Origin of the sequence: Delftia sp. HK171, from assembly GCF_001886655.1 — a bacterium.
Taxonomy (GTDB): Bacteria; Pseudomonadota; Gammaproteobacteria; order Burkholderiales; family Burkholderiaceae_C; genus Comamonas; species Comamonas acidovorans.
In genome coordinates this window covers 4828733-4855017 of record NZ_CP018101.1, presented here as the reverse complement: position 1 = coordinate 4855017, position 26285 = coordinate 4828733, and the positions used below count along the sequence as shown (strand labels likewise).

At 63.7% G+C, this 26285-nt stretch carries 23 protein-coding genes and 1 other RNA gene; 8 read left to right on the top strand and 16 right to left on the bottom strand.

Features of this window, described 5'->3' with window-relative positions; translation table 11 throughout:
* Positions 1 to 41: 41 nt before the first annotated feature.
* The 10 genes from BO996_RS21835 to gyrA form a co-directional block, all read right to left on the bottom strand.
* Positions 42 to 443 carry a ComEA family DNA-binding protein gene (locus BO996_RS21835; protein WP_071956410.1) on the bottom strand — a complete coding sequence of 134 codons (402 nt, stop codon included), beginning with the start codon at positions 441 to 443 and terminating at the stop codon, positions 42 to 44.
* Between the two features lie 260 nt (positions 444 to 703).
* On the bottom strand, positions 704 to 1879 hold the full coding sequence (gene lapB, locus BO996_RS21830) for a lipopolysaccharide assembly protein LapB (protein WP_071956409.1): 1176 nt from the start codon (positions 1877 to 1879) through the stop codon (positions 704 to 706).
* Positions 1869 to 2189: a LapA family protein gene (locus tag BO996_RS21825; protein WP_013801625.1), complete on the bottom strand. Its 321-nt coding sequence runs from the start codon at positions 2187 to 2189 to the stop codon at positions 1869 to 1871. The genes lapB and BO996_RS21825 overlap by 11 nt, the downstream gene beginning before the upstream one ends.
* A gap of 80 nt (positions 2190 to 2269) precedes the next feature.
* Complete coding sequence (locus BO996_RS21820) at positions 2270 to 2611, bottom strand: integration host factor subunit beta (RefSeq protein ID WP_013801626.1); 342 nt, start codon at positions 2609 to 2611, stop codon at positions 2270 to 2272.
* Positions 2612 to 2701: 90 nt separating this feature from the next.
* Positions 2702 to 4387 carry a 30S ribosomal protein S1 gene (rpsA, locus tag BO996_RS21815; protein WP_012206523.1) on the bottom strand — a complete coding sequence of 562 codons (1686 nt, stop codon included), beginning with the start codon at positions 4385 to 4387 and terminating at the stop codon, positions 2702 to 2704.
* 185 nt (positions 4388 to 4572) lie between these two features.
* Positions 4573 to 6600: a bifunctional 3-phosphoshikimate 1-carboxyvinyltransferase/cytidylate kinase gene (locus BO996_RS21810; protein WP_071956408.1), complete on the bottom strand. Its 2028-nt coding sequence runs from the start codon at positions 6598 to 6600 to the stop codon at positions 4573 to 4575.
* Positions 6601 to 6714: 114 nt separating this feature from the next.
* Entirely contained in the window at positions 6715 to 7593 is an 879-nt protein-coding gene (locus BO996_RS21805; RefSeq protein ID WP_043820638.1) for a prephenate dehydrogenase, read from the bottom strand.
* Entirely contained in the window at positions 7593 to 8693 is a 1101-nt protein-coding gene (gene pheA / locus BO996_RS21800) for a prephenate dehydratase (protein WP_013801628.1), read from the bottom strand. The genes BO996_RS21805 and pheA overlap by 1 nt, the downstream gene beginning before the upstream one ends.
* Before the next feature lie 18 nt (positions 8694 to 8711).
* Positions 8712 to 9821 (bottom strand): 3-phosphoserine/phosphohydroxythreonine transaminase, encoded by a 1110-nt coding sequence (gene serC / locus BO996_RS21795; protein ID WP_012206519.1) that lies wholly within the window; start codon positions 9819 to 9821, stop codon positions 8712 to 8714.
* A 123-nt stretch (positions 9822 to 9944) separates the two neighbouring features.
* Positions 9945 to 12611 (bottom strand): DNA gyrase subunit A, encoded by a 2667-nt coding sequence (gene gyrA / locus BO996_RS21790; protein WP_034395021.1) that lies wholly within the window; start codon positions 12609 to 12611, stop codon positions 9945 to 9947.
* A 229-nt stretch (positions 12612 to 12840) separates the two neighbouring features.
* Here gyrA and ompA point away from each other — a divergent pair, with 229 nt between their 5' ends.
* From ompA to ssrA, 4 genes are all read left to right on the top strand, one after another.
* A complete protein-coding gene (ompA, locus tag BO996_RS21785) occupies positions 12841 to 13500 on the top strand; it encodes an outer membrane protein OmpA (protein WP_012206517.1) in 660 nt (219 codons plus the stop codon).
* 84 nt (positions 13501 to 13584) lie between these two features.
* Complete coding sequence (ubiG, locus tag BO996_RS21780; RefSeq protein ID WP_012206516.1) at positions 13585 to 14307, top strand: bifunctional 2-polyprenyl-6-hydroxyphenol methylase/3-demethylubiquinol 3-O-methyltransferase UbiG; 723 nt, start codon at positions 13585 to 13587, stop codon at positions 14305 to 14307.
* Positions 14308 to 14312: 5 nt separating this feature from the next.
* On the top strand, positions 14313 to 14978 hold the full coding sequence (locus tag BO996_RS21775; RefSeq protein ID WP_071956407.1) for an HAD family hydrolase: 666 nt from the start codon (positions 14313 to 14315) through the stop codon (positions 14976 to 14978).
* A 12-nt stretch (positions 14979 to 14990) separates the two neighbouring features.
* Positions 14991 to 15368: a transfer-messenger RNA gene (gene ssrA / locus BO996_RS21770) on the top strand.
* A gap of 142 nt (positions 15369 to 15510) precedes the next feature.
* On the opposite strand, the gene BO996_RS21765 is transcribed toward ssrA, so the two are convergent.
* Both BO996_RS21765 and BO996_RS21760 read right to left on the bottom strand, forming a co-directional pair.
* Positions 15511 to 15729, bottom strand: a complete 219-nt coding sequence (locus BO996_RS21765) for a hypothetical protein (protein WP_013801634.1) — start codon at positions 15727 to 15729, stop codon at positions 15511 to 15513.
* A 97-nt stretch (positions 15730 to 15826) separates the two neighbouring features.
* Complete coding sequence (locus BO996_RS21760) at positions 15827 to 16123, bottom strand: H-NS histone family protein (protein WP_071956406.1); 297 nt, start codon at positions 16121 to 16123, stop codon at positions 15827 to 15829.
* Positions 16124 to 16579: 456 nt separating this feature from the next.
* On the opposite strand from BO996_RS21760, the gene BO996_RS21755 reads away from it, so the two are divergent.
* Entirely contained in the window at positions 16580 to 20398 is a 3819-nt protein-coding gene (locus BO996_RS21755) for an ExeM/NucH family extracellular endonuclease (protein WP_071956405.1), read from the top strand.
* Positions 20399 to 21383: 985 nt separating this feature from the next.
* Positions 21384 to 21710: a tetratricopeptide repeat protein gene (locus BO996_RS21750; RefSeq protein ID WP_071957192.1), complete on the top strand. Its 327-nt coding sequence runs from the start codon at positions 21384 to 21386 to the stop codon at positions 21708 to 21710.
* 51 nt (positions 21711 to 21761) lie between these two features.
* Here the strand turns inward: BO996_RS21750 and BO996_RS21745 are convergent, their stop codons facing one another.
* On the bottom strand, positions 21762 to 22226 hold the full coding sequence (locus BO996_RS21745) for a ribonuclease HI family protein (protein ID WP_071956404.1): 465 nt from the start codon (positions 22224 to 22226) through the stop codon (positions 21762 to 21764).
* Positions 22227 to 22327: 101 nt separating this feature from the next.
* Between BO996_RS21745 and BO996_RS21740 the strand changes: the two genes are divergently transcribed.
* The gene (locus tag BO996_RS21740; protein ID WP_071956403.1) at positions 22328 to 22951 is read left to right on the top strand and encodes a glutathione S-transferase family protein; all 624 of its coding nucleotides are present in this window, start codon (positions 22328 to 22330) and stop codon (positions 22949 to 22951) included.
* A 71-nt stretch (positions 22952 to 23022) separates the two neighbouring features.
* Here BO996_RS21740 and BO996_RS21735 read toward each other — a convergent pair whose 3' ends face one another.
* The 3 genes from BO996_RS21735 to BO996_RS21725 form a co-directional block, all read right to left on the bottom strand.
* On the bottom strand, positions 23023 to 23457 hold the full coding sequence (locus tag BO996_RS21735; RefSeq protein ID WP_013801640.1) for a YbaY family lipoprotein: 435 nt from the start codon (positions 23455 to 23457) through the stop codon (positions 23023 to 23025).
* Between the two features lie 412 nt (positions 23458 to 23869).
* Complete coding sequence (locus BO996_RS21730; RefSeq protein ID WP_071956402.1) at positions 23870 to 24898, bottom strand: tyrosine-type recombinase/integrase; 1029 nt, start codon at positions 24896 to 24898, stop codon at positions 23870 to 23872.
* Positions 24895 to 25125 carry a DUF4224 domain-containing protein gene (locus BO996_RS21725; RefSeq protein WP_046238249.1) on the bottom strand — a complete coding sequence of 77 codons (231 nt, stop codon included), beginning with the start codon at positions 25123 to 25125 and terminating at the stop codon, positions 24895 to 24897. Before BO996_RS21725 ends, BO996_RS21730 begins: the two co-directional genes overlap by 4 nt.
* 142 nt (positions 25126 to 25267) lie before the next feature.
* Here BO996_RS21725 and BO996_RS21720 point away from each other — a divergent pair, with 142 nt between their 5' ends.
* Positions 25268 to 26203, top strand: a complete 936-nt coding sequence (locus BO996_RS21720; protein WP_071956401.1) for an HNH endonuclease — start codon at positions 25268 to 25270, stop codon at positions 26201 to 26203.
* Positions 26204 to 26285 lie beyond the last annotated feature (82 nt).

Genomic DNA, 26285 nt, shown 5'->3' with positions numbered 1-26285 from the left:
AAAACCCGCCGAAGCGGGTTGGATAGAGACAGTTGGCGTACTCAGGAGGCCGCGCCGGCCTTGGCCGGCGTGGCCGGTTTGGCGGCCTGGTCCTTGGTCGGCTTGGCGCCTTTGGCTGCCGTGTCCTTGGTGTCCTTGGCCGCCGTGTCCTTTGCATCGGGCTTGGCTCCCTGGCCCTTGTAGCTGGCGCCATTGACCGTCAGGCCGTCACCCGAGAACTTGGCGGCGGTCGGTTCGCCCACGCCTTTGACGCGGGCAATGAAATCGGGCCAGTCCTTGAAGGCGGAGGATTTGCGCTCCTCGAGAATGCGTGCCGACATGGCCGGGCCAATGCCCTTGATGGATGTCAGTTCGGCTTCATTCGCCTTGTTGACTTCCACGGCAGCCAGGGCCATCACGGACCACAGCAGTGCAATGAAGCCAGCCATCAGTTTTCTGAACATACAAACCTCCTGATCCCAAAATGTTGAGGGCCGCAACATTGCGACCCAGAGGCATCTTATGCAGGGCCTTGGCGTGCGGCTAGGCGGTGAAGGGGGCCAGCAGGCCCGTGCAGGCATGGCCGAACGTGTGCAAAGTCAATGGCCATGCGCCTGCCAAGGCGGTTTCTAGGAATACTCTGAAAATACACCGTCCATGCCGTGTTTGCCAATGGGGGTGACGCGATGCAGGGGGTGGAGCTGCCTCTCGCGCCTGCCCCGCATCACAGCTCCTCGACGCGCCGGGCCGGATAGCTGTCCCAGCTCTGGCAGCCGGGGCAATGCCAGAAATGCTGGCGTGCCTCGAAGCCGCAGGCCGCGCAGCGGTAGCGGGTCAGCGGCTTGGCCGCGTGGTCCAGCGCGCGTTGCACGGCCGGGTGGTACTGCTCCTCGGCCAGCTTCTCGCCTGCCAGCCACTGCGCGGCAGCCACCAGGGAGGGCTCCCTGTCCAGATGCTGGACCAGGCGTGCGCGTCCCGGTGCCTTGGTTTCACCATCGTTGCTCTGTTCTTCAATTTGAGCGTCCAGCGCGACCAGGGCCTGCAGCAGATCCAGCGAGGGTGCCTGCTCGTACTGCTGGCTGAGCAGTTGGTGGATGTGCTGGCGCTGGCCCGTGGCGGCGGCAATGTCCACCAGCAGCTGAGCCGCCAGCGGCAGCGAGGCTGGGGACTGCTCGGCCAGGCTTTCCAACGTGTGCAGGGCCTGGGCCGATTGCCCCATGCGGTGCTGCAGCTGCGCGTGCTCCAGGCGCGGGCGTGCGGCCTGTGGGGCGGTGGTGATGGCCTGCTGCAGCCGCTGCAGTGCCTCGGCCTGCTGGGCCTGGGTCAGCAGGGCCTGGGCGTCTTCGCAGAGGTAGTGGGCCAGGCGGCCGCTGAAGTCGCCCTGGTTGGCTTCCTGCATGCGGCGCGCAATGGCGGCGGCCTGTGTCCAGTCGCGTGAGCGTTCGTAGATGGCCAGCAGGGCCAGGCGGGCTTCGGCCTCGAAGGCCGTGCCTTCCAGGCGGCGCAGCGCGTCCTCGGCACGATCGAGCAGGCCTGCCTTCAGAAAGTCCTGGGCCAGCGCGTGCTGGGCGCGGTCGCGGTCCACGCGGCTGAGGTCGCCGCGCGACAGCAGGTGTTCGTGCACGCGCACGGCGCGGTTGTATTCGCCACGGCGGCGAAAGAGGTTGCCCAGCGCGAAGTGCAGCTCCGAAGTGTCGGGGTCGTTCTGCACGGCTTCGATGAAGGCGTCGATGGCCTTGTCCTGCTGCTCGTTGAGCAGGAAGTTCAGGCCCTTGAAATAGGCCTTGGGCGCCTGGCGGTTTTCGGCGCGAATCTGCCTCAGGTCCCAGCGCGAGGCCAGCCAGCCCAGCACGAAGGCGACGGGCAGGCCCAGCAATATCCAGCTCAGATCAAATTCCATGCACGTCGCCCGGCAGGATGGGGGATGGGGCGGGCTTGGGCGCCGTGGCCGCTGCCGGTGCCTCGGCTGCGGCAGGCACTGTGGCCTGGGTCGAGCGCGCGGCGTTGCGGTGCTTGAGCCAGCGCGGCACCATGCCCAGAACGCCCACGATCAGGCCCAGTGCGAAGGCGGCCAGCACCACCAGTACCAGCGGCGCAGTCCAGGAGGTGCCGAAGAAGAAGTGCACCGTCGCGTCCTGCTGGTTGTTCAGGGCGAAAGCGAACAGCGTAAAAAAAATGGCCGCCTTGAGCAGCCACAGGAAGTACTTCATGTGTTCCCTTGTGTGACGGGAACGATTCTAGAGCCTGGCGGAGAGGGCGGCTGCGGCGCGCGCAGCCGGTCAGCCCGCTTTCAGGCGGCAGGGCCGGTGCCTGTGCCGGAGCCTGTGTTGTCTGTATCGATGGCCGCGCCGGGGCGCAGGTCCACGGCTTCGCGAAGGGCCTTGCCGGGCTTGAAGTGCGGCACGCGCTTGGACGGAATGTGGACAGCCTCGCCACTGCGGGGATTGCGGCCCATGCGGGGCGGGCGATGGTTGACCGAGAAACTGCCAAAGCCGCGGATTTCGATGCGATGGCCTCGCACCAGGGCATCGCTGACGGCGTCAAGAATCGTCTTGACGGCCTGCTCGGCATCGCGCTGGCTCAGTTGGCCAAAGCGGGCGGCGAGTTCTTCGACGAGATCGGATCGGGTCATCAAGGATAGGAATCAGGGGTTGAAATGGCGACGGGCGCCCGGAGGCGCCCGTCGCATCCGACCTTCAGCGGTCAGCAGACTGGCTGCTGATTACTTGTCGGAGTTGTCCAGCTTGGCGCGCAGCAGGGCGCCCAGGCTGGTCGTGCCGGCGTTTTCCTTGGCCGACTGAGCGGACAGGGAAGCCATGGCTTCTTGCTGGTCGACCTGGTCCTTGGCCTTGATCGACAGCTGGATGTTGCGGGTCTTGCGATCCACATTGACCACCACGGCGGTGATCTCGTCGCCTTCCTTCAGCACCGAGCGGGCATCTTCCACGCGGTCCACGGCGATTTCCGAAGCACGCAGGTAACCGATGATGTCTTCGCCCAGGTCGATTTCAGCACCACGTGCGTCCACCGTCTTGACCTTGCCCGACACGATCTGGCCCTTGTCGTTCACGGTCACGAAGGTCGTGAAGGGATCGCTGTCCAGCTGCTTGATGCCCAGGGAGATGCGCTCGCGCTCGACGTCCACGGCCAGCACGATGGCTTCGACTTCCTGGCCCTTCTTGTAGTTGCGCACGGCGGCTTCGCCGGGCTCGTTCCAGGACAGGTCGGACAGGTGCACCAGGCCGTCGATGCCGGCAGCCAGACCCACGAACACGCCGAAGTCGGTGATCGACTTGATCGGGCCCTTGACGCGGTCGCCGCGCTTGGTGTTCTGCGCGAACTCTTGCCAGGGGTTGGCCTTGCACTGCTTCATGCCCAGCGAGATGCGACGCTTGTCTTCGTCGATCTCCAGCACCATGACTTCGACTTCGTCACCCAGGGTAACGAGCTTGGTCGGAGCAATGTTCTTGTTGGTCCAGTCCATTTCGGAGACGTGCACCAGGCCTTCGATGCCGGGTTCCAGCTCGACGAACGCGCCGTAGTCGGCAATGTTCGTGACCTTGCCGAACAGGCGGGTGCTCGAGGGGTAGCGGCGCGAAACGCCCATCCACGGGTCGTCGCCCATTTGCTTCAGACCCAGCGAGACACGGTTCTTCTCGGTGTCGAACTTGAGGATCTTGGCGGTGATTTCCTGGCCAGCCTGCACGACTTCCGAGGGATGACGCACGCGGCGCCATGCCATGTCGGTGATGTGCAGCAGGCCGTCGATGCCGCCCAGGTCCACGAACGCACCGTATTCGGTGATGTTCTTGACCACGCCTTGAACGATGGCGCCTTCCTTCAGCGTTTCCATCAGCTTGGCGCGCTCTTCGCCCATCGAGGCTTCGACCACGGCGCGGCGGCTCAGCACCACGTTGTTGCGCTTGCGGTCCAGCTTGATGACCTTGAACTCCATCGTCTTGTTTTCGTACGGAGTCAGGTCCTTGATCGGACGGGTGTCGATCAGCGAACCGGGCAGGAAGGCGCGGATGCCGTTGACCAGCACCGTCAGGCCGCCCTTGACCTTGCCGGAGGTCGTGCCGGTCACGAATTCGCCCGATTCCAGGGCCTTTTCCAGAGCCAGCCACGAGGCCAGGCGCTTGGCGGTGTCGCGCGACAGGATGGTGTCGCCGTAGCCGTTTTCGATCGAGCCGATGGCGACCGACACAAAGTCGCCCACCTGGACTTCGATTTCTCCCTGGTCGTTCTTGAATTCGTCGATTGGCACGTAGGCTTCCGACTTCAGGCCAGCGTTCACGACGACGAAGTTGTGCTCGACGCGCACGACTTCAGCGGTGATGACCTCGCCAGGACGCATTTCCGTGCGTTGCAGCGATTCTTCAAACAGGGAGGCAAAAGATTCAGACATGTATTTCCTTGCCCGCAAACAGGTTTCCGCCGGCACTATTGCCAGGCGTTTCTAGGACTGTTTGCGGAGGTGTTGTGGGTTCAACCACGGTGTTGGAGTCTATGGACCTCGGGCCGTACATGGGGCGGTGCCGCCATGTCTGGGCCCGGAGGGCGGGTTTGCCGACCGTGCGGCGCAACTGGCAATCAGTCGCGGCCGAACGGCTGGCGTTCCTGCCACCATGAAAGCACCTGCTCTGCCACCTCTTCGATGGAGAGTTCGGAGCTGTCAAGCAGCATGGAATCCTGGGCGGGCTTGAGCGGTGCGACGCTGCGGTTCATGTCCCGCGCATCGCGTGCTTCAAGGTCAGCCCGAAGGGCGCTTATGTTAGCGGCAATTCCTTTGGAAATCAACTGCTTATGCCGGCGCTCGGCGCGACAGGCGGCGGAGGCCGACAAATAGACCTTGAGGGGAGCATGGGGAAAGATCACCGTGCCCATGTCGCGGCCGTCGGCAACCAGCCCCGGAAGCTGCTGGAAGGACAGCTGCAGGTCCACCAGCGCGTCGCGCACGGCAGGCAGGGCCGAGACGCGCGAGGCGTTCATGCCCGACTCCTCGCTGCGCAGGATGAGGGTGACATCCTCGTCACCCAGCCAGATGCGCTGCTCGGCGTCAAAGCGCACGGGCAGCTCGCGCGCCAGCACGGCGATCTGCTGGGCGTGCGGTTCGTCCAGCACCAGGCCGACGCGCGATGCGGCCAGCCCCGTGAGCCGGTACAGCGCGCCCGAGTCCAACAGGTGGTAGCCAAGAGCCTGGGCGACCTCGGCGGCAATCGTGCCCTTGCCCGAGGCCGTGGGGCCATCGATGCAGATCACGGGAATGCGCGCGCGGGCCGTCTCGCAGACCGAGAACAGGGCCTCGAAGTAGTCGGGGAAGGTCTTGGCGACGCACTTGGGGTCTTCGATGCGCACGGGCAGGGCGGCCGGGTTGAAGGCCGCCAGCGAGAAGCACATGGCCACGCGGTGGTCGTCATAGGTGTGGATGCTGGCCGCACGCCATGCGGCGGTGGATGCGGGCGGAGTGATGCGGATGAAGTCCGCACCCTCCTCGACGTCGGCGCCCAGCTTGCGCAGTTCCTTGGTCATGGCCGCGATGCGGTCGGTTTCCTTGACACGCCAGCTTGCGATATTGCGCAGCGTGGTCGTGCCATCGGCATACAGGGCCATGACGGCCAGCGTCATGGCGGCATCGGGGATGTGGTTGCAGTCCAGGTCGATGGCCTTGAGCGGCCATGCGCCACGGCGGATGCGCAGCCAGTTGGGGCCGCCTTCCACCTCGGCGCCCATGGCGCGCGCGGCCTCGACAAAGCGGATATCGCCCTGGATGGAGTCCAGTCCCACGCCGAGGATGCGGATGCCTTCGGCGCTGTCCGAGGCGATGGCGCCCAGTGCGATGAAGTAGCTGGCCGACGAGGCGTCTGCCTCGACATGGATCTCGCCAGGTGAGCTGTAGCGGCTGCCGGCCGGGATGGTGAAGCGCTGCCAGTTCTCGTTGTGCACGGCAATGCCGAAGCGGGCCAGCAATTCCAGCGTGATGTGGATGTAGGGCTTGGAGATCAGCTCGCCCACGACTTCGATGGTGATGTCGCGCGTGCTGGCCAGCAGCGGCAGCGCCATCAGCAGCGAGGTCAGGAACTGGCTGGAGACATCGCCACGCACCTGGATGGGGCTGTGCGGCAGCTGCGAGAAATCGGGCTGGCGGATGTGCAGCGGAGGAAAGCCCTCGTTGCCCAGATAGTCGATGCGGCAGCCGAGCTGGCGCAGCGCATCGACCAGATCGCCGATGGGGCGCTCATGCATGCGCGGCACGCCGCTGAGCTTGAAGTCGCCGCCCAGCACGGACAGGGCTGCCGTCAGCGGCCGCATGGCCGTGCCGGCGTTGCCCATGAACAGTTCGGCACTGGCGCCGGAGGGCAGGACGCCGCCCAGGCCGGTGATGCGCACGGGCTGGCCGAGGGTGATGGTCGCGGGCTCCACCGTGCAGCCCAGTTGCTGCAGGGCCCGGAGCATGACGCGCGTGTCGTCCGAGTCGAGCAGGTCGTGGACCACGGTCGTGCCCTGGCTCAGTGCCGCGAGCAGCAGCACGCGGTTCGAGATGCTCTTGGAGCCCGGCAGGCTCACCGTGCCCTGCGCGCGGGAAAGAGGGGGGATATCGAGGAAGGCGGTACTGAACATGGCAATTCGGAGGCAAACAGGCTGTCGGGAGGCATTGCGGCCGCGCCGGCCGCAATGCACAGGAGCGCTTTGGGTGCGCCGGGCTTGCGTCTGGCGCTTGCCCTGCGTTGCGCGTCAGCGGCGCGGAGCGCCCATGCGCCAATGGGCGCGCGCGGCGCTGGCCAGGGTCAGGCGGTCTTCAAGACCTTGTCCGTCACCGCCCTGGATCAGGGATTCGAGTTGCTGCAGCGCCTGCTGGAACTGGCGTGACTGTGCCAGAACCTGCTCGCTGTTGGCCAGCAGCACATCACGCCACATCTTGGGATCGCCTGCGGCAATGCGCGTGAAGTCTCGGAAGCCGGGGCCGGCCAGGGACAGCACGTCGTCGGAGTCGGGCTGGGTGATCACGCTTTGCATCATGGCGAAGGCCAGCAGATGCGGCAGGTGGCTGACCGTGGCAAAGGCACTGTCGTGGGCTTCGGGCGACATGGCGCGCACGCGGCAGCCCAGCAGCTCCCACAGGGAGCGGGCCTTTTGCAGGTGGTCGGTCAGCGTGCGTTCGGTGGGCGTCAGGATGACCTGTGCGCCCTTGTACAGCTGGGGGTCGGAGTGCTCGACGCCCGAGACTTCCTTGCCTGCAATGGGGTGGGCCGGGACGAAGGAGCCGAGCTGGTCGCGCAGGGCCGAGCGGGCGGCATGCACCACATCGACCTTGGTGGAGCCCACGTCCATGATCATCATCTCGGGCGTGACCAAGTGCTTGATGGACTTGAGCGTGGCCTCGGTCGCCGCCACGGGCACGGCCAGCAGCACCAGGTCGGCACCGGCGGCGGCCAGCAGGGCGGAGGGGGCCTCCACATCGATGACGCCCATCTGGCGAGCGCGTTCGGTCGTCGAAGGCGACTTGCTGTAGCCCACGACGCGCTTGACCAGCCCTGCCTGCTTGAGCGCCAGGGCGAACGAGCCGCCCATGAGGCCGCAGCCGATCAGGCCCAGTTGTTCAAAGGGCTGCATCACTTGGATACCGGGTAGGTGCCCAGCACCTTGTAGAAGGCGCACAGGCCGCGCAACTCTTCCAGCGCGCTGGCCACGTTGGGCTGTGCCGGGTGGCCTTCGAGGTCGATGTAGAAGTAGTACTCCCACTGGCCGGTGCGCGCGGGGCGCGACTCGAAGCGCGTCATCGACACGCCGTGCCTTTTGAGCGGCACCAGCAGGTCATGCACGGCGCCGGGGCGGTTGGGCACGGAGATGATGATGCTGGTGCAATCCTGGCCGCTGGGCGAGGGCGTGGCCAGCGTGTGCGGCAGGCAGATGACGGCGAAGCGCGTGCGGTTGTAGGCATCGTCCTGGATGGCATGCGCCACCACATGCAGGCCGAATTGCTGGGCTGCGCGTTCGCTGGCCAGGCCGGCGATGTTGGGATGCAGCGCTGCCAGGCGGGCGCCTTCGGCATTGCTGGACACCGGGCGGCGCTCGGCATGCGGCAGGTGCTTGGCCAGCCAGCCCTGGCACTGGGCCAGGGCCTGGGGATGGGCTGCCACGACCTCGATGCCCTCGGTCGTGTTGCTGCTGCGAAGCAGGTTGTGGCGCACCAGCAGGCTGACCTCGCCCACCACGTGGCAGGGCGTGTGCAGGAACATGTCCAGCGAGCGCGTGACCACGCCTTCGTTGGAGTTCTCCACGCCCACCACGCCGTACTGCGCGCTGCCTGCGGCCGTGGCGTGGAACACCTCGTCGAAGCTGTTGCAGTACATCAAATCGGCCGCGCCGCCGAAGTACTGGATGGCGGCTTCCTCGCAGAACGTGCCCGCCGGGCCCAGCACGGCCACGCGCTGGGGCGACTCCAGCGCCAGGCAGGCCGACATGATCTCGCGCCAGATGGCCGAGACATGGCCGTTCTTGAGCGGGCCGGGATTGGCGGACTCGATCTTCTGGATGACCTGGGCCACGCGGTCCGGGCGGAAGAAGGGCGTGCCTTCACGCTTCTTGACCTCGCCGACCTGCTCTGCCACGCGGGCACGTCGGTTCAGCAGGTCCAGCAGTTGCTGGTCGATATCGTCGATCTGCACGCGCAGATGCGCCAGATCGGGAGATGCTTGGGGTGTGGTGCTCATGGGCGGGAGTGTGGTCGGTCAGGCGTTGCGCTGTTCGAATTCGCGCATGTACTCCACCAGCGCCTGCACGCCAGCGATGGGCATGGCGTTGTAGATGCTGGCACGCATGCCGCCGACGGACTTGTGGCCCTTGAGCTGCAGCAGGCCGCGTTCCCGGGCTCCGGCCAGGAAGGCGTCATTGCGCGATTCGTCGCGCAGGAAGAAGGGGATGTTCATGCGCGAGCGGCAATTGGCAGCGACCTTGTTCACGTAGAACGAGGACTGGTCCACGTACTGGTAGAACAGGTCGGCCTTGGCGATGTTGCGCGCCTCCAGGGCGGCCACGCCGGTCAGGCCGCCTTCGGTCTGGCGCTTGATCCATTGGAACGTGAGGCCCGCGATGTAGATGCCCCAGGTCGGAGGCGTGTTGTACATCGACTGGTTGTCGGCCACGGTCTTGTAGTCGAAGGCCGAAGGGCAGGCCGGCAGGGCGTGGCCCAGCAGATCCTCGCGCACGATGACCAGGGTCAGGCCGGCAGGGCCCAGGTTCTTTTGCGCGCCGCCGAATGCCAGACCAACGCGGCTCCAATCGACGGGGCGCGAGGCCACGTGCGAGGAGAAGTCAACCACCAGCGGAGCATCGCAGCCCAGCGCCTTCAGGTCGGGCAGCTCCTGGAACTCCACGCCATGGATGGTTTCGTTGCTGCAGATGTGCACGTAGCTGGCGCCCCGGCTCAGTTGCCAGCTCTCGGGGGCGGGCAGGGCGGTGAACTTGCCGTCTTCGCCGCTGGCTGCGATGTGCGCGTCGGCCACGTACTTGCGTGCTTCCTTGGCCGACTTCTGGCTCCAGCTGCCGCTGAGCACGAAGTCCACCGTGCCTGCGCGCGAGAGGTTCAGGGGAACGATGGCGTTCTCGGCCAGGCCGCCACCTTGCATGAACAGGATCTTGAACTCGGGCGGGACGGCCAGCAGCTCGCGCAGGTCGGCCTCGGCCTGTTCATAGATGGAGATGAACTCCTTGCCGCGGTGGCTCATCTCCATCACGCTCATGCCGGACCCGTGCCAGTCGAGCATTTCGGCGGCTGCCTGCTGCAGCACTTCGGCGGGAATGGCGGCGGGGCCGGCGGAGAAGTTGTAAGGGCGGTTCATGGAGTTCACTGTCAAGTCACGCACAGGCGCCAGTTCGGGCGGTGCCTGCAACTGTCAAAAATCTGAGCCGCCGCTGGGACTGAGCTCCCGGTGCGGGAGGCAGCCCCAGCGGCGGCTGGGTCATCAGGCGGGCTCGCCCGTGCCTTCGGCAGCGGCTTCATCGCCGCCTGTGGCCTCCTCGCCCGTAGCCTCGTCCTCGACTTCGTTGGCATCGTTTTCAACGATGCGCTGCAGGCCGCCGAGCTTGGCGCCTTCGTCCAGGGAGATCAGCGTCACGCCCTGGGTGGCGCGGCCCAGTTCGCGGATTTCTGAGACCCGGGTGCGCACCAGCACGCCAGTGTCGGTGATCAGCATGATTTCGTCATCGGCATGCACCAGGGTGGCGGCGACGACCTTGCCGTTGCGCTCGGACTGCTGGATGGCAATCATGCCCTTGGTGCCGCGGCCATGGCGCGTGTACTCCACGATGGAGGTGCGCTTGCCGTAGCCGTTCTCGGTGGCCGTGAGCACGCTTTGCGACTCGTCCTCGGCCACCAGCATGGCGATTACGCTCTGGCCTTCTTCCAGGTTCATGCCCTTGACGCCACGCGCGTTGCGGCCCATGGGGCGCACGTCGTTTTCGTCGAAGCGCACGGCCTTGCCGCCGTCGCTGAACAGCATCACGTCATGCTTGCCGTCGGTCAGGGCAGCGCCGATCAGGAAGTCGCCCTCGTCCAGGCCCACGGCGATGATGCCGGCCTTGCGCGGGTTGGAGAACTCGTCCAGCGCCGTCTTCTTCACGGTGCCCATGCTGGTGGACATGAACACATAGTGGTCGGCCGGGAAGCTGCGGTACTCGCCCGTCAGCGGCAGCACCACGTTGATCTTCTCGCCATCCTGCAGCGGGAACATGTTGACGATGGGGCGTCCGCGCGAGCCGCGCGAACCTGCAGGCACTTCCCAGACCTTGAGCCAGTACAGGCGGCCGCGGTTGGAGAAGCACAGCAGGTAGTCGTGCGTGTTGGCGATGAACAGCTGGTCGATCCAGTCGTCTTCCTTGGTGGCCGTGGCCTGCTTGCCGCGTCCGCCGCGCTTTTGCGAGCGGTACTCGGACAGCGGCTGGCTCTTGATGTAGCCCGTGTGGCTGAGCGTGACCACCATGTCGGTGGGCGTGATCAGGTCCTCGGTGGACAGGTCCTGCGCGCTGTACTCGACCGTGCTGCGGCGGGCGCCGACCTTGCTCTGGCCGAACTCGGCCTTGATCTGCTTGAGCTCGTCGCCAATGATGGCCGACACGCGCTCGGGCTTGGACAGGATGTCCAGCAGGTCCTCGATGACGGACATCACGTCCTTGTACTCGGCGACGATCTTGTCCTGCTCCAGGCCGGTCAGTCGCTGCAGGCGCATCTGCAGAATTTCCTGGGCCTGGGTTTCGGACAGGCGGTACAGGCCATCGGCCTGCATGCCGAATTCGCGCTCCAGCCCGTCGGGGCGGTAGTCGTCGGCGTTGACCACGCCGCCATCGGTGCGGGTGCGCGTGAGCATCTCGCGCACCAGCTTGCTGTCCCAGTTGCGCGTCATCAGCTCGGCCTTGGCCACAGGCGGCGTCGGCGCGTTGCGGATGATGGCGATGAAGTCGTCGATATTGGCCAGCGCGACCGCCAGGCCTTCCAGCACATGGCCGCGCTCGCGCGCCTTGCGCAGCTCATACACCGTGCGGCGCGTGACCACTTCGCGGCGGTGCTGCAGGAAGACCTCGACCAGATCCTTCAGGTTGCACAGCTTGGGCTGGCCATCGACCAGCGCCACCATGTTCATGCCGAAGGTGTCTTGCAGCTGGGTCAGCTTGTACAGGTTGTTGAGCACGACCTCGGGCACTTCGCCGCGCTTGAGCTCGATCACCAGGCGCATGCCCGACTTGTCGGACTCGTCCTGGATGTGGCTGATGCCTTCGATCTTCTTCTCGTGCACCAGCTCGGCCATGCGCTCCTGCAGCGTCTTCTTGTTGACCTGGTAGGGCAGCTCGTCAACGATGATGGCCTGGCGCTGGCCGCGATCGATGTCCTCGAAGTGGCACTTGGCGCGCATCACCACGCGTCCGCGACCCGTGCGGTAGCCTTCCTTGACACCGTTGATGCCATAGATGATGCCGGCCGTGGGGAAGTCAGGCGCGGGAATGATCTCCATCAGCTCGTCGATGGTGGCCTGAGGCGTCTGCAGCAGGTGCAGGCAGGCATCCACCACCTCGTTGAGGTTGTGCGGAGGAATGTTGGTGGCCATGCCCACGGCAATGCCCGAGGAACCATTGACCAGCAGGTTGGGCAGCCGCGCGGGCAGCACCAGCGGCTCGCGCTCGCTGCCGTCGTAGTTCGGGCCGTAGTCCACCGTCTCCTTGTCGATGTCGCCCAGCATCTCGTGGGAGATCTTGGACAGGCGGATTTCGGTGTAACGCATCGCCGCCGCGCTGTCCCCGTCCACCGAACCGAAGTTGCCCTGCCCGTCGACCAGCATGTGGCGCAGCGAGAAATCCTGTGCCATGCGCACGATGGTGTCGTACACCGCGCTGTCTCCGTGCGGGTGGTACTTGCCGATAACGTCGCCGACGATACGCGCCGACTTCTTGTACGGCCGGTTCCAGTCGTTGTTGAGCTCGTGCATGGCGAACAGCACGCGCCGATGCACAGGCTTGAGACCATCTCGCGCATCGGGCAGCGCCCGGCCCACGATCACGCTCATTGCGTAATCGAGATAGCTGCGACGCATCTCCTCTTCGAGGCTGATGGGCAGGGTTTCTTTAGCAAACTGGGTCATGTGTGGCGATACTCTGACGGCGGGAAAAGGCCCATTTTAGGTCGAATGACGTGTAGCAGCCGAGCAACATAACCCTGGAATTCCGCCGCTGTCCTACTTGTTGGCGCCCGCTTGGCGGTCCGTCTGCTTGTGACGTATGGCACAATCAATTCAACGTTTTTGGTGATGGTCACTGATAACGTCCACAGATTCGCAGCCCTGCTGCGGCTTTTTCCCCAAGAGGAGAACCATGAAGAAACTGAACAAAGTGGCGATGTTGTTTGCCTCTGCCGCCCTCGCAACGGCTGCTGGCGCACAAGTGAAGGCTGCTGACGGTGGCAAGACCATCGACAACTGGCAAAACGGCACCAGCGAACTGGTGTGGAAGAACGGCACGAACGAACTGTGCTGGCGCGATGCCAACTGGACGCCCGCCACTGCAGCAGCTGACTGCGACGGTGCCCTGAAGCCTGTGGCAGCCGCTGTGGCTCCTGCCGCAACGCCCGCTCCGGCAGCTCCCGCTCCGGCACCGGCACCCGCTCCGGCCGTGGCTTCCAAGGTGACCTTCTCTGCTGACGCTTTCTTCGACTTCGACAAGTCGGTTCTGAAGCCCGAAGGCAAGGCCAAGCTGGATGACCTGGCCTCCAAGGTCAAGGGTATCAACCTGGAAGTGGTCATCGCCGTCGGTCACACCGACTCCGTTGGCTCTGACGCCTACAACCAGAAGCTGTCGGTTCGCCGCGCTGAAGCTGTGAAGGCTTACCTGGTGTCCAAGGGCATCGAAAAGAACCGCGTCTACACTGAAGGCAAGGGCGAAAAGCAGCCCATCGCCGACAACAAGACCAAGGAAGGCCGCGCAAAGAACCGTCGCGTGGAAATCGAAGTGGTCGGCACCCGCGCCGCTCAGTAATCTTTCGATTGCTTCCCGCAAAAGCCCCGGCAACGGGGCTTTTTTTATGGCCGAACGGTCGTCGCAATCACCGACAATCGAGCCATGAGCAACGCAATCAACGTCAATGCCGACCCGGCGGAGCTGGAGAAATTCTCCAGCCTGGCCCATCGCTGGTGGGACCCGGAAAGTGAGTTCAAACCTTTGCATCAGATCAATCCGTTGCGCCTGGACTGGATTGATGCGCAAGCTCCCTTGAAGGGACGCAGGGTTCTTGATGTCGGCTGCGGTGGCGGCATCCTCGCCGATTCCATGGCCCGCAAGGGGGCGAGAGAGGTGGTGGGCATCGACCTGGCCACCAAGGCATTGCGTGTGGCCCAGTTGCATGCGCTGGAAACGGGTACTCCGAACATCCATTACCACGAAGTCAGCGTGGAACGTCTGGCCGAGGAGCAGCCGGGCTCCTTTGACGTGGTGACCTGCATGGAGATGCTCGAGCATGTGCCCGATCCCGCTTCCGTGGTCGCGGCCTGCGCCGAGCTGGTCAAGCCCGGAGGCTGGGTGTTCTTCTCCACGATCAACCGCAGTGCCAAGGCCTTTGGTCTGGCCATTGTGGCGGCGGAGTACCTGCTCAAGATGATTCCCAAGGGGACGCATGAGTACGCCAAGCTGATCCAGCCCAGCGAACTCGCCATGTTTGCCCGTCAGGCTGGCCTTGACCTGCAGGCCAGCAAGGGTCTGCAGCACAACCCCATCACCGGGCGCTACTGGCTCAGCGCGGACACGTCGGTGAACTACATGCTGGCAACGCGCCGGGCAGAAGGGTGAGCCGCATGTGGCAAGAAGTCCGAGCTGTTCTGTTCGACCTGGACGGCACCTTGATCGACAGTGCACCCGACCTGGGTGCGGCCGCAGACAGGATGCGCATTGACCGTGGCCTGCAGTCGCTTCCCTATGAGCGGTATCGGCCCATGGCGGGCGCCGGGGCACGGGGGATGCTGGGCGTGGGCTTCGGGCTCACGCCTGACTCGCCGGAGTTTCCGGAGATGCGCGAGGAGTTTTTCCGCAACTACGAGCAGTGCATGACCGAGCGCACCTATGCGTTCGATGGTGTCCCGGAGCTCATTGAACAGCTTCAGGCGGCATCCATGCCCTGGGGTGTGGTCACCAACAAGTCCATGCGTTTCACCGACCCGCTGACGCAGCAGATGCCGCTTTTCGCGAGCGCTGGTGCCATCGTCAGCGGTGATACCACGCCCCACGCAAAGCCCCATCCAGCACCGTTGCTGGAAGCTGCCGCGCGTATCGGCCTGCCTCCGCAGTGTTTTGTCTATGTGGGTGATGATGAGCGCGACATCGTTGCAGGCAAGGCCGCAGGCATGAAGACCGTGGCGGCCTGCTACGGCTACCTCGGCGCAGCGGGCGATACGCTGCAGTGGCAGGCGGATGCGCAAATCTATTCTCCACTGGAGCTCTTGAAACTGCTGGAAAGAGGCTAAGATAGGAGCCTTGGGGCTGTCCTGGTTTCGACGTGGGTTCGGGACCGGTGTGGTGCATGTCGAGCTTGAGTGACGCTCGTAAATCTCCATTCAAAAAACTAACTGCAAACGACGAACGTTTCGCACTCGCCGCTTAAATCCGGTGAGCCTTGCAACAGCACGCTGATGGGCTGGGCAAGGGGGTAGCAATACCTCCCGGCTGCAAGGGAATTTACATCAGCTGGCTGCGTGCTGGGCTTCTTAGTACGTGGCAAGATCCAAGGAAGCTGGCATCCCGGGTAGCGTGCGCCTGCGCGACTTGGGAGGCGAGACTCAAAACAGAACGCTAAACATGTAGATCTGCCCGGCGAAGGCTTGCGGACGCGGGTTCAATTCCCGCCAGCTCCACCATCCAAGACACCGCCACACACTGATGACCTCAGCGTGTGGCGGTTTTTTTTGCCTGCAAGTGTCCTGCGGTGTCGTCGGAATCGCACGGATTTCGCACGGGCTGCGGGAGCGGGCTCGGCAAGGAGGCTGGCCCAGGGTTGATTCAGCTGCTGCCCATGTCGGGCATGGGCTGTTGCGACAGTTCCTGGATCAGCGTGAGGCGGAAATGCGCCAGGGCCTTGGCGCCGTGCTGTATGTGGTGCAGGTCTGCCACCCCGCCGATGCCCGAGACCAACAGCTCTGGTTTGTTGGACAGGATGACTTCTATGAAGTGGTCAGCCAGTTCTGCTGCCAACAGGGTTTCTGTGCTCTGTTTGCTCATGTGCGTTTCCTCCTTGTGTTGGAAATCGCATGGTATGGCAACGCGGCGAAATAGGGGGCGCCGACTGGGAGGCATGGCCGGCGCCCGGTGTCGATTCTCAGATGGCGAGGCTTGCGCGGTCCTTGCCTTCTATCCACTTGGGCGGCTTGCCGCGGCCTGTCCAGGTGGCGCCGGTTTCTGGGTTGCGGAATTTGGGCTCTCCCACGCTGTGCTTGCCGGGCTTGCCGGATTTGCTCTTGGCGGAGGGGAAGACGTCTTCCTTCGTCAGGCCATATTGCTGCACCATCGCCTTTGCTTCAGCGATCGCATCGGTTTTCGCGTGCTGGATGAGTGCGTCGATTTTTTTCTCAAGCTCCGCTTTTTGTTGCAGCAGGGCCTTGTAGTCGGATGTCATGGCAATGATGATTTTCAGTGGGAGATGCGCGTGTATATCACGGGCATGAATATTTTGTAAGTTATGAGTAAGAAAAAGAGTGTGCGAATGCAGGAACGGTCACCAGCGACGTAGCGCGTTCAGAACAGGTGATGGGGATGGTTGGGGCGACGAGGTGCGCCCAAGAAAAAGGCCAGCGGCTTGCGCTGGCCTGGGAAGAAAGAGCCGGTGCTTTTTGAAAGCTTCCTGGGGGAATGAGAGGGAGGGAGGAGGAAATGCCCCAGACCCGGCAATGAAACGGTGCAGAAACTGATGGCGATGATGCCTGCCGTGCGCAGGCCGGCCGATGGGTGAGAGGCGAGTCTGCACGTAGGACGGGGGAGCATCTGCCGAGTCACAGGCTGGTCATCTCCATGCGCGATAAACCGGGAGTTGCGCAACCATGGGGGGAGCGCATTGTTTTTTTATTGCGCATCCATGTCCATTGCTGCCACGCTGATTCCATTTGTTTTCAACCCGGCCAATCCGATGAGTGCGCCATTGCAGCGCCATCGTTGGCGTCTGTATGGTGCGGGCCTGCTTCTTTCAGCGTCTGCCGGGGTATGGGCGCAGGTTCCCTTCAACGGCACCTACACGCAGGATTTCGACACCCTGGCCGCGTCCGGGGCGGGGCTGGCCTGGGCCAATAACAGCACCTTGCCGGGCTGGTTTCTCTTCAACAAGAGCCTGGCATCCATCACCTCTTATGTGGCTGGCAATGGTGCCTCCAACACCGGCAGCTTCTACAGCCTGGGGCTGAGCACGGACCGCGCCTTGGGGGGCGTGGCATCAGGCGGGGCCTACTTTGGCAGTCCGGCCCAGGGCGCTGTAGCGGGTTGGATTGCGCTGGCGGTGCGCAATGACACGGGTGGCTCGGTCGATGGCATCACCTTGCGATTCAACGGCGAGCAATGGCGCAACGGTGGCAATACGGAACCGCAGCCCATGGTGCTGGAGTACGGCATGGGAGCCGCCTTTGCCGACGTGCCTGAATGGCTGCCTGCCGGCGCGAACTTCAATTGGCAATCGCCTGTTGCCACTGGCACTGCTGCCGCCGTGGACGGCAATGTGGCCGGGCGGGTGAACAATGTGGGCGGGGATCTGCGCGGCCTGGGCTGGGCGCCAAGTGCCACGCTGTGGCTGCGTTGGGTGGAACTCAATGATGTGGGCAACGACCACGGCCTGGCCATTGATGACGTCTCCATCACCCTGGCGCTGCCCGACACCACGGCGCCCACGTTGCAGGCAAGCATTCCCGCGGCGGCGGCAACCGGGGTGGCGCTGAATCCCGAAATCAAGCTGAGTTTCGATGAGGCGGTGAAGCCCGGTAGCGGCAGCTTCGAACTGCGCCAGGGCGGCACGGTGGTGGCAACGCTGCAGGCTGGCGATGCGGCACAGGTGAAATTCAGTGGCTCGACCATCACGCTCAACGCGGGTGTGCGGCTGGCGGTCAATACGCCCTACAGCCTGGTTTCCGTGGGCGAGCCGGTGTTGGATACCTCGGGCAATGTGTGGATCGGCACGACGCTGGGCTTCACGACAGGAGACGAGCCGCCGGTCACCAGGATTTCTGCGGTCCAGGGCTCTGGCGATCAGTCTCCGCTGGTGGGGCAGAAGGTGACGGTGAGTGCCGTGGTGACGGCCTATATGCCTGGACTGAGCGGCTTCTTCGTGCAGGAAGAGGCGGCAGACTCCGATGGAGACGCTGCTACCTCGGAGGGCGTCTTTGTCTACTACGGCAACGCCAATCCTGGCGTGGATGAGAGCACGGTGGGCAAGCTGGTGCAGATTTCCGCCTCGGTGAGCGAGTTCCGCAATCAGACCCAGCTCAGCGCCATCACGGACTTCGTGGTTCGCGGCGCGGCGGCCTTGCCGGAGCCGGTGCGCATCGCACTGCCTGTCAGCGACATGGGGCAATGGGAGCGTCTGGAAGGCATGCGTGTGGAGGTGGCATCCGCCACCGCAGGCGGCAAGCTGGTGGTGAGCGACAACCGCACGCTGGGCCGCTACGGCAATGTCACGCTGTCTGCCGATACGCCGTTGGCGCAGTACACCGAAGTCAACGCTCCCAGCGTGGCGGGCTATGCAGCCTACGTGCAGACGCTGCAGCGCAGCCAGATCATTCTCGATGATCGCTCGGGGACCCAGAATCCCGAGTTCGTGCCGGGTCGTGGCGGCTTGCCGCTGTCGGCGTCCAACACGCTGCGCGCTGGCGATGGCGTGGATCGCGTCATCGGCGTGCTCGACCAGTTCTTTGATGCTGCCGCCAGCGAGCCCTATCTGACCAGCTACCGCGTGCAGCCCACGCAGACGCCGCAGTTCACGGGGGCCGCGCGACCTTCAGCTGCTGAATTGCAGCAGGCCGTGGGAGCGGCCACGCTCAAGATCGCATCGGCCAACGTTCTCAATTTCTTCAACCTGACCGGTGCCACAAGCGGCTCTTCCCAGGTGATGTTCAACACGCCGCTGGGCAACCAGCAGGGCATTCGCGGTGCCAACAGCATTGCCGAACTGGACAGGCAGCGCGCCAAGATCGTGGCCAATCTGCTGGGGCTGGGCGCCGATGTATACGGCCTGATGGAGGTGCAGAACAATGGCTTTGGCCCGGGCAGCGCCATCCAGGACCTGGCCGACGCCTTGAACGCGAGTGCGGACAAGCCTGCCGGCGCCGTGTATGCGGTGGTCAAGGCACCCTTCAGTGAGGCTGCAGGCACGGTGCCAGGCGCGGGCACGGATGCCATTACCGTGGCCATCCTCTATCGCAGCGACCGCGTCACGCCGGTGGGCAGCGCAGCGGCACCCAATGTCTCTACCTACGATGCCTTCAACGGAAGCATCGGCGGAGCCCGGGTGCCGATTGCGCAGACCTTTGCCGTGGGCGGCAGCACGGAGCAGTTCACGCTGGTGGTGAACCATTTCAAATCCAAGGGCAGCGTGCTCGGTGGCGTGGGCAATGCGGACGTGCTCGACGGCCAGGGCGCCAACAACGCGGCGCGCGTGAAGACGGCCCAGCAACTGAGCAGTTGGCTGGCAACCCGGCCCACAGGCGCGACCAGCCCCCACGTGGTGCTGGTGGGCGATTTCAACGCCTATGCAAAGGAAGACCCCATCACCACGCTGGAGTCCGGCGGCTATGTCAAGGTCTCCCAGGGGCTGTCCTATGCATTCGACGGAATGTGGGGTTCGCTGGACCATGTGCTGGTGAGCGCCAGCCTGCAGCCCAGCGTGGGGCGTGCGGTCAAGTGGGCCATCAATGCCGAGGAGCCCGAGGTGCTCGACTACAACGTCGAGTTCAAGTCGCTCGATCAGCAGGCCAGCTTCTATGCGCCCACTGCCTATCGTTCCAGTGATCACAACCCCATCCTCCTGGGGCTGAATTTCGGTGGCCAGGCGCCCTCGTTCAGTGGCGTGCCTGCCAATGCGCAGGCGGTGGTGGTGGGACAGGCGGCCGATCTGGCGGACGTGGTGGTGGCCGATGCCGACAGCCCCGTCGTGACACTGTCCATCGTCGCCAGCGGCGGACAGGTGCTGGGCCTGGAGGATGCTGATGCTGCACAGCCCGGCATACAACTGCGCGGCAGCCCCGAACAGGTGTCGCAGCAATTGCGCGCCGCCATGTACATGGCTTCGGTGGCCGGCCCGGCCAGCCTGCAACTGAGCGTGAGCGATGGCGTCCATGCGGCTGTGACTGCCAGCTATCCGCTGCTGGCGACCGCCGCGGGCGCAGTCGACCCGGCCAATCGATTCAACATCACCGGAGCAAGCCAGATTGCGGTTGCGGGCGAGGTCGTGGGCGGTGGCGCCAACTGCCGCCTGGCCGAGCCGCCGCAGGTCATGGCGGCACCGGGTACTCCACGTCCTGGGGCGGTGGTGCCACACGGGCTGCTGAAGCTCAATACCGATGGCTGTGATGCGGGCGCGCTCGTGACGGTCAGGCTGACCTATCCGAACGATTTGCCCAGTGGTGCTGAATACTGGAAGTGGGGCCGCACGGCAGATAACACCACGCAGCACTGGTACCGCATACCTGCAACGCTGCAGGGGCGCGTCGTCTCCTTCGTGTTGCGCGATGGCGGCCTGGGCGATGACGATCTGCTGGCCAATGGCCGTGTGGAAGACCCTTCGGCCCTGGTGCTGCCTGCCGCGGTCGGTGGCGGTACGCCGGCGGCGATTCCGTCACTGAGCGAGTGGGCGGTCGCGCTGCTGAGCCTGATGATGGGTGGGCTGGCCATCCGTCTGCGCCGACGCAACCCTTGATGCTGCCGTGAAAAAAGCCCGGCCTGCACGTGGTGCAGACCGGGCTTTTTGCTTTGGGGCAGGGGAAACTGCAGACAGGCATTTGCCCGACTGCGTGCAAGAGGGATAGGTGGGAGAAGATCTTGGTGTGCAACCGCAGGCCGATGCTTGATGATGGCCGGGCTGGGTGCGAAAGTGGCGCGTCTGCTGCTGCGGGCGCCGTCTCGGTGCAAGGAATGAGAGAGATATCCAGAAACGATCGTGCTTGAAAAAGAGCCTGGCTAACCGGCATACCGCTGGCTGGCAAAAACGACTGCAGGCTGAACTGGCCTGACGAGTCGCCCCACGATGAAACTGAACTGCTGCAACACCATGAATGCTGCAGCATGGGTTGTATGATATACGCAAACAAGAATCATTCTCAAATAAACCCAGAACTTTCTCTGGAATTAGAAAAAGCTTGTGTTTTGCGGTTTTCGCCTGCTGGGCTGGTATCTGGCGTGGTGCCGCTCAAGAAAAAACGCCCCGGCTGCGGAGGCGGCCGGGGCGCTGAATGGAGCGTTCCATGCGATCAATCCAGGAAGGACACATGCTAGGGGTTTTGAATGAGAGCGCTTGCGTCTGCGTCTCCGGTCCTTCCTGGTTGTCAAGTGTAAATTGAAACAAGGTGCTTGATGGGGTCAAAGCAGCCGAAGTTGCATGCATCTGAGCCGTAAAGCTGTTTTTTTGTATTCCGATGCGACCGCCTCAAGCCAAATGCGCCGTGCAATGCAAAAAGCCCGCTGTGGAGCGGGCTTTTTTCTGGGAATGTGGACGATGGTTCTTACGCGACCATCGTTTTACGGCAGAACGTCTCTGCGGCTGTCACCGTTGTTTTTTTCGTCGTAGTGCACGACGCGCCGGCGTGAGATACAGCATTGCCTGCGCAGACAACCACGGGATTATAGCAGAGGCAGAATTTGCCGCTGGAGCCATGGGCCTGTGTTGCCGCAGAAGGGGTTTGAAGATGAATGAAATGACGCAAAGGCTTGAGGGCCTGCTCGCATCCGGCAAGGACTCGGCCCTGCTGCGCTGTACCTTGGGCAAGACCTATCTTGAAAACGAGGCGCCTGAGGTGGCCCATTCACACCTGGAGCGGGCCACTGAAATCGATCCAGGCTATTCAGTGGCGTGGAAGCTGCTGGGCCGGGCATTGCTGGCGCTGGGCGACGCTGCTGGAGCGCGGCGGGCGTGGAATACGGGATTGGCCTGCGCGCAGCAGAAGGGGGACGCCCAGGTCGTAAAGGAGATTGGCGTGTTCCTCAAGCGCCTGGACAGGCAGCAGGCGGCCTGAGTCGAGACCCTGCGTAAGGGTGTGTGTGTGGGTGCGGGTGCGGAGCGGGATTCACGCCTGCAAAAGAGCTTCCCTGGCCAGGGCGTCGGCCTCGGTGTTGCGGTGGCGGGGTATCCAGCGCAGGTGCACGTGCTCGAACCCGGTCAGCATGGTGCGGGCCTCATCAAAGAGGTCTGCCAGGCGCGCGATGGGCTTGATGGGGCGTGGCGATGGAGTCAACTGCTCCACCAGGATGCTGCTGTCCGTGAAGATGGTCAGGCGGCGCGCCTGCAGGACTTGCAGGGCCTGCAGCGCGGCCATCAGGGCGCGCAGTTCGGCTTCGTTGTTGCAGCCTCGCTCGGGGCAGGGCTCGGACAGAAGGTGGCGGCGTCCGTCGGGTGCGGTGATGACGGCGCCCATGGCCATGCGTCCGGGGTTGGGTACGGCGCTTGCATCGATGTAGGCAGTCCAGAGGTCGGCATCTGAAGGCGCGGGGCCGCAGGCGCTTGGGCGTGATGAGGGCTTTTCCAGGGGCATGCCCGCATCATGCGGCAGCGGTGGAGGTTCGGTCGCATTTCTTGTCGGATGGCGCGGGACAATGCAGGTCTGCAAATCACCGAAACCGAAGAAGGCAGCGAATGATCAGGATTCTGGGCAAGTCATCGTCCATCAATGTGCGCAAGGTGCTGTGGCTTTGCGTGGAGTTGGGAATTTCTGTCGACCAGGAGGAATGGGGTTCAGGCCATCGATCGACGCATGAGCCGGGATTTCTGGCGCTCAATCCGAATGCGATGGTTCCGGTGCTGCTTGATGGGCCGCTGGTGCTGTGGGAGTCCAATACCATCTGCCGCTACCTGGCGTCCCGCCATGACCGGCAGGACCTGCTGCCGGCAGCGCCCGCCGAGCGCGCGCTTGTCGAGCAGTGGATGGATTGGCAGGCCACCGAGCTGAACAATGCCTGGCGCTATGCCTTCATGGGATTGGTGAGGCACAGCCCCGAGCACCAGGACCCCGTGCAACTGGCTGGCAGCATCGCGAACTGGCATCGCCACATGCGCATTCTGGAAGACCAGTTGTCGCGCACCGGCGCCTTTGCTGCTGGCGCGCAATTGAGCCTCGCCGATATCGTGCTGGGTCTGTCCACGCACCGCTGGATGTCGGCGCCCATGGAGCGCCCTGAATTGCCTGCAGTCCGTGCCTACTACGAACGGCTTTGCGAGCGGCCGGGCTTTCGCCTGCATGGCGCCAACGGCATGCCTTGACGGCGGTCTGGCGCCCTGCGTGACAAAGCCCGCCAGGTTTCCTGCGGGCTTTGGTTGTTCAAGGAGTGGGGTCAGGGGGCGACACGCACCAGCATCATGTCGGCCTTCGAGCCTGCACCACGGGTCAGCACCGGGTGGACGGTGTCATTGATGAAGATGAGTTGGTTGCCCTGGGTAATGCGTGAGGTGACCGTGTACTGCGAGGCAGGATTCAGGCGGCTGGGCTCGACGGGCAGCTTGAAGCTGTAGGGCGGCTTGAGGCCTTCGAGCCGCATGGACTGCTGGGATATCACCGGGGCGGGAGCATCGGCGCGCGAGGTGTCCTGCAATTCGACGACCAGCACGGCATCGGGCGCAAGCGGAGCGGGCTCCCTCAGGTCAACCGTTCCCATGACCGCAGTGACGGGCGCATTGGGCGCCGGCTGGGTCTGGGCGCATGCACCCAGCAGTGCTGCGGACATCACGAGGGCCAAGGCTGTGCGGCGCTGAAGGCTGTTGGAATTCATTGGAGCTCCTTCTTGATTTGGGAGTCCCAGTCTGGCCTGACGCGGCTTGAGGGGCTGTAGGAGCAGGCTCAACGCAAGCTGCTGCCATTTCCCAAAGTCGCATGGGCCGATCTGCTGGCTGGTTGCCAGTCTTGAGGCAAGGGCGTGAAAGGTTTGTGCTAGTGCTGCGGGCGCTGCGCTGGCGACGCCCGGTTGAACACTTGCGATCTGGACAGACAAAAGCCCCTGGCTCTTTTGAACCAGGGGCTTGAATCATTTGGTCGGAGCGGCGGGATTCGAACTCGCGACCCTCTGCTCCCAAAGCAGCCGCTGCAATTAATGAAATCAATGACTTGCGCTGCTTTCTTCTAACACGCGCTTCTGCAAATAGGGTGTTGGGCTATAGGCATAGCAGACGCGCGTTAGAAGAATTTCAGCGTGTCGCGTCCACCTTCAGCGCGCGTTTGTGACGCACATAGTCGGCGGTCTGGGCCTGGGTGGAGTGGGCTCCCATGCGCTGCGCCTCCATGATCCCGCGCCCTCGGTCCACATCGGTCAAGGCCTTGCCGCGCAGGTCATGGAAATGGCAGTCCTTCACGCCAGCCCGCTTCACTGCCCGCTTCCAGGCGGTTGATGCGCCCGAGTAGGTGTAAGGCTGGCCCTGCAACGTGCAGAACACGAAATCGGGGCTCTGGTTGGGCAGTGCCCGCAGGCGGTCCACAACATCGTGCAGGCGCCGTGTCCATGCGATCAGGACCTGGGCGCCGGTCGAGCCCTCGGTTTTGGCTGGCTGGAACGTGATGCCCTGCTTACCCACATCGCTCCACCGCAGGGTCAGCAGGTCGCCAATGCGCTGCCCGGTCAGGTACGCCATGTCGATCAGTGCACAGATCGTGTGGCCGGAGCGCGTGCGCTTGCCATCGTCCCCGTACATCACGGCCACCTTGATGCGGCGCACCTCGGAATCCGTGATGTACCGCGTGCGTGCCTTCACGGACATGGTCTTGAGGCTGTCCACTGGGTTAGTGCCGGGCGGCCGGTAGCCTTTCTCTTCGGCGAACCGCATCAGCTCTCGCAGCATGGAGCGGTAGGCGTTGTAGGTGCGCGGCTTGTCGCTGAAGTGTTTCAGGAACTCCACGATGGCCGGCGCGTTGACCTCCTGCGCGCGAAACTCCTGGAACGATTCGGAGATCGTGCGCGTTTGGTAGGCGTCGTTGGCCTGCGTTTTCACGCTGTGTCGGCTGCCAACCTCCGCGAGCCAGTCCGCGATCAGCGCGCCCATACTGTCCCGGGCCTGGTCTGCCTGCTCCATATCGGCCAGGGCACGGTACAGCGCAGGCAGGCCGTCACGGATGGTGGACAGGCGCGTCCAGATCCGCTTTTTTCCTTCGGCGCGGACATGCCAATAGGCGCCGCCCTTTTCATAGACACGCTTGGGCAGGTCGCTGCGGCGCTTGCTCATGCTGGCCTCCGCATCTGCGGCGGTCGCACGCGCGGCACGGTGGACGGAGCTGGCCCAGCGCACACGGCCAGATAGTGGTCGCGCTCCAGCAGCACCTTGCCCGTGCGCTCGCTGATGCGGGCTCGGAAGAACCCGCGCTTGTGCAGCGCCTTGAGCTGCATGGAGGGCCATTGGTAGTGGGTGAGCTCCCTGATTTCGTCTTCAGAGAGGGTCAGGCTGATGCTCATGGTGGGCACCTTTCAAAAACAAAGGCCAGCGCGTGCTGGCACTGGGGTTGGGGCGGACTCTTGGGGTGGATATGAAAAAGCCCGCGAATGCGGGCAATGTCAGGACAAATGGCGTACCCTCTCAGCCGAAAAGGAGAGGGCAATGGCGTATTGGTGGGTCAATCACAAACAGACTTTCAAGTCCGAAATCGAAGGCGGGTACATCTGGAGCCCACAGCGCAAGGCCAACGGCGGCTACAACCAGACCTATGAGAACCTGCGCCTGGTGAAGAAGGGCGACACGGTGATCTCGTATGCAGACGGCCAGGTCAAAGCGATTGGTGTAGCTACGTCCGGATACCGAGACGAGGGTAAGCCCGACGATTTCGGTAAGGCTGGCGACGCTTGGCACGCAGATGGATGGCTGGTGCCTATCGCATGGGAACGGCTCGAAATCCCGGTTCGGCCCAAGCAACACATGGACGTATTGGCTAGCGATCTGCCAGAGAAGTACTCGCCCATCCGTGCCAGCGGAGATGGCAACCAGGGGGTGTACCTTGCATCAGTGTCTCAGGCGCTGGGCGAGAAGATCTTGGGCCTGGCAGGCAAGGCCAACGATGCCGCGCTGGAGCTGCACGATGAGCAGCTCTTGGAACTGGAAGCAGACCAGGTCCAGCTGGAGCTCAGCGAATCCCCTACGCTTTCATCCACAGAGATCGAGCAGTTGGTGAAAGCGCGCCGTGGGCAAGGCATCTATCGCATCAACCTCATGCGGGTTGAAAAGCACTGTCGTCTCACTGGAGTTGCAGACCCACGGCTGCTTGTGGCAAGCCATATCAAACCCTGGAAGGACTCCACGAATAAGGAGCGACTGGATGGCCATAATGGGCTGCTGCTTTCGCCTCACGTGGACCGTCTATTTGATCGTCATCTGATCAGCTTTACGGACGAGGGGCAGCTTATTGCGGCAGGGTCCTGGGTGGTGATAGCCATGCTCAACTGGGGTCTTGATCCGAATATGAACGTGGGGCTGTTCACCCCGAAGCAACGGCAGTACCTTGAGGTGCATCGGGCCAAGCTCGCCCAACAACCATACTGAATCTTGAGTCTTTTGAGTGCTAGATCGGATTGCGCGAGGCAGGCTCCGGGTCGTTGCGCTATGTTCTATTCAGAATGAGAGG

What these genes read in the sequence shown, in the direction of transcription:
- BO996_RS21835 (WP_071956410.1), bottom strand. Translation starts at nt 443, where the DNA reads ATGTTCAGAAAACTGATGGCTGGCTTCATTGCACTGCTGTGGTCCGTG.
- lapB (WP_071956409.1), bottom strand. Translation starts at nt 1,879, where the DNA reads ATGGAATTTGATCTGAGCTGGATATTGCTGGGCCTGCCCGTCGCCTTC.
- BO996_RS21825 (WP_013801625.1), bottom strand. Translation starts at nt 2,189, where the DNA reads ATGAAGTACTTCCTGTGGCTGCTCAAGGCGGCCATTTTTTTTACGCTG.
- BO996_RS21820 (WP_013801626.1), bottom strand. Translation starts at nt 2,611, where the DNA reads ATGACCCGATCCGATCTCGTCGAAGAACTCGCCGCCCGCTTTGGCCAA.
- rpsA (WP_012206523.1), bottom strand. Translation starts at nt 4,387, where the DNA reads ATGTCTGAATCTTTTGCCTCCCTGTTTGAAGAATCGCTGCAACGCACG.
- BO996_RS21810 (WP_071956408.1), bottom strand. Translation starts at nt 6,600, where the DNA reads ATGTTCAGTACCGCCTTCCTCGATATCCCCCCTCTTTCCCGCGCGCAG.
- BO996_RS21805 (WP_043820638.1), bottom strand. Translation starts at nt 7,593, where the DNA reads ATGCAGCCCTTTGAACAACTGGGCCTGATCGGCTGCGGCCTCATGGGC.
- pheA (WP_013801628.1), bottom strand. Translation starts at nt 8,693, where the DNA reads ATGAGCACCACACCCCAAGCATCTCCCGATCTGGCGCATCTGCGCGTG.
- serC (WP_012206519.1), bottom strand. Translation starts at nt 9,821, where the DNA reads ATGAACCGCCCTTACAACTTCTCCGCCGGCCCCGCCGCCATTCCCGCC.
- gyrA (WP_034395021.1), bottom strand. Translation starts at nt 12,611, where the DNA reads ATGACCCAGTTTGCTAAAGAAACCCTGCCCATCAGCCTCGAAGAGGAG.
- ompA (WP_012206517.1), top strand. Translation starts at nt 12,841, where the DNA reads ATGAAGAAACTGAACAAAGTGGCGATGTTGTTTGCCTCTGCCGCCCTC.
- ubiG (WP_012206516.1), top strand. Translation starts at nt 13,585, where the DNA reads ATGAGCAACGCAATCAACGTCAATGCCGACCCGGCGGAGCTGGAGAAA.
- BO996_RS21775 (WP_071956407.1), top strand. Translation starts at nt 14,313, where the DNA reads ATGTGGCAAGAAGTCCGAGCTGTTCTGTTCGACCTGGACGGCACCTTG.
- BO996_RS21765 (WP_013801634.1), bottom strand. Translation starts at nt 15,729, where the DNA reads ATGAGCAAACAGAGCACAGAAACCCTGTTGGCAGCAGAACTGGCTGAC.
- BO996_RS21760 (WP_071956406.1), bottom strand. Translation starts at nt 16,123, where the DNA reads ATGACATCCGACTACAAGGCCCTGCTGCAACAAAAAGCGGAGCTTGAG.
- BO996_RS21755 (WP_071956405.1), top strand. Translation starts at nt 16,580, where the DNA reads ATGTCCATTGCTGCCACGCTGATTCCATTTGTTTTCAACCCGGCCAAT.
- BO996_RS21750 (WP_071957192.1), top strand. Translation starts at nt 21,384, where the DNA reads ATGAATGAAATGACGCAAAGGCTTGAGGGCCTGCTCGCATCCGGCAAG.
- BO996_RS21745 (WP_071956404.1), bottom strand. Translation starts at nt 22,226, where the DNA reads ATGCCCCTGGAAAAGCCCTCATCACGCCCAAGCGCCTGCGGCCCCGCG.
- BO996_RS21740 (WP_071956403.1), top strand. Translation starts at nt 22,328, where the DNA reads ATGATCAGGATTCTGGGCAAGTCATCGTCCATCAATGTGCGCAAGGTG.
- BO996_RS21735 (WP_013801640.1), bottom strand. Translation starts at nt 23,457, where the DNA reads ATGAATTCCAACAGCCTTCAGCGCCGCACAGCCTTGGCCCTCGTGATG.
- BO996_RS21730 (WP_071956402.1), bottom strand. Translation starts at nt 24,898, where the DNA reads ATGAGCAAGCGCCGCAGCGACCTGCCCAAGCGTGTCTATGAAAAGGGC.
- BO996_RS21725 (WP_046238249.1), bottom strand. Translation starts at nt 25,125, where the DNA reads ATGAGCATCAGCCTGACCCTCTCTGAAGACGAAATCAGGGAGCTCACC.
- BO996_RS21720 (WP_071956401.1), top strand. Translation starts at nt 25,268, where the DNA reads ATGGCGTATTGGTGGGTCAATCACAAACAGACTTTCAAGTCCGAAATC.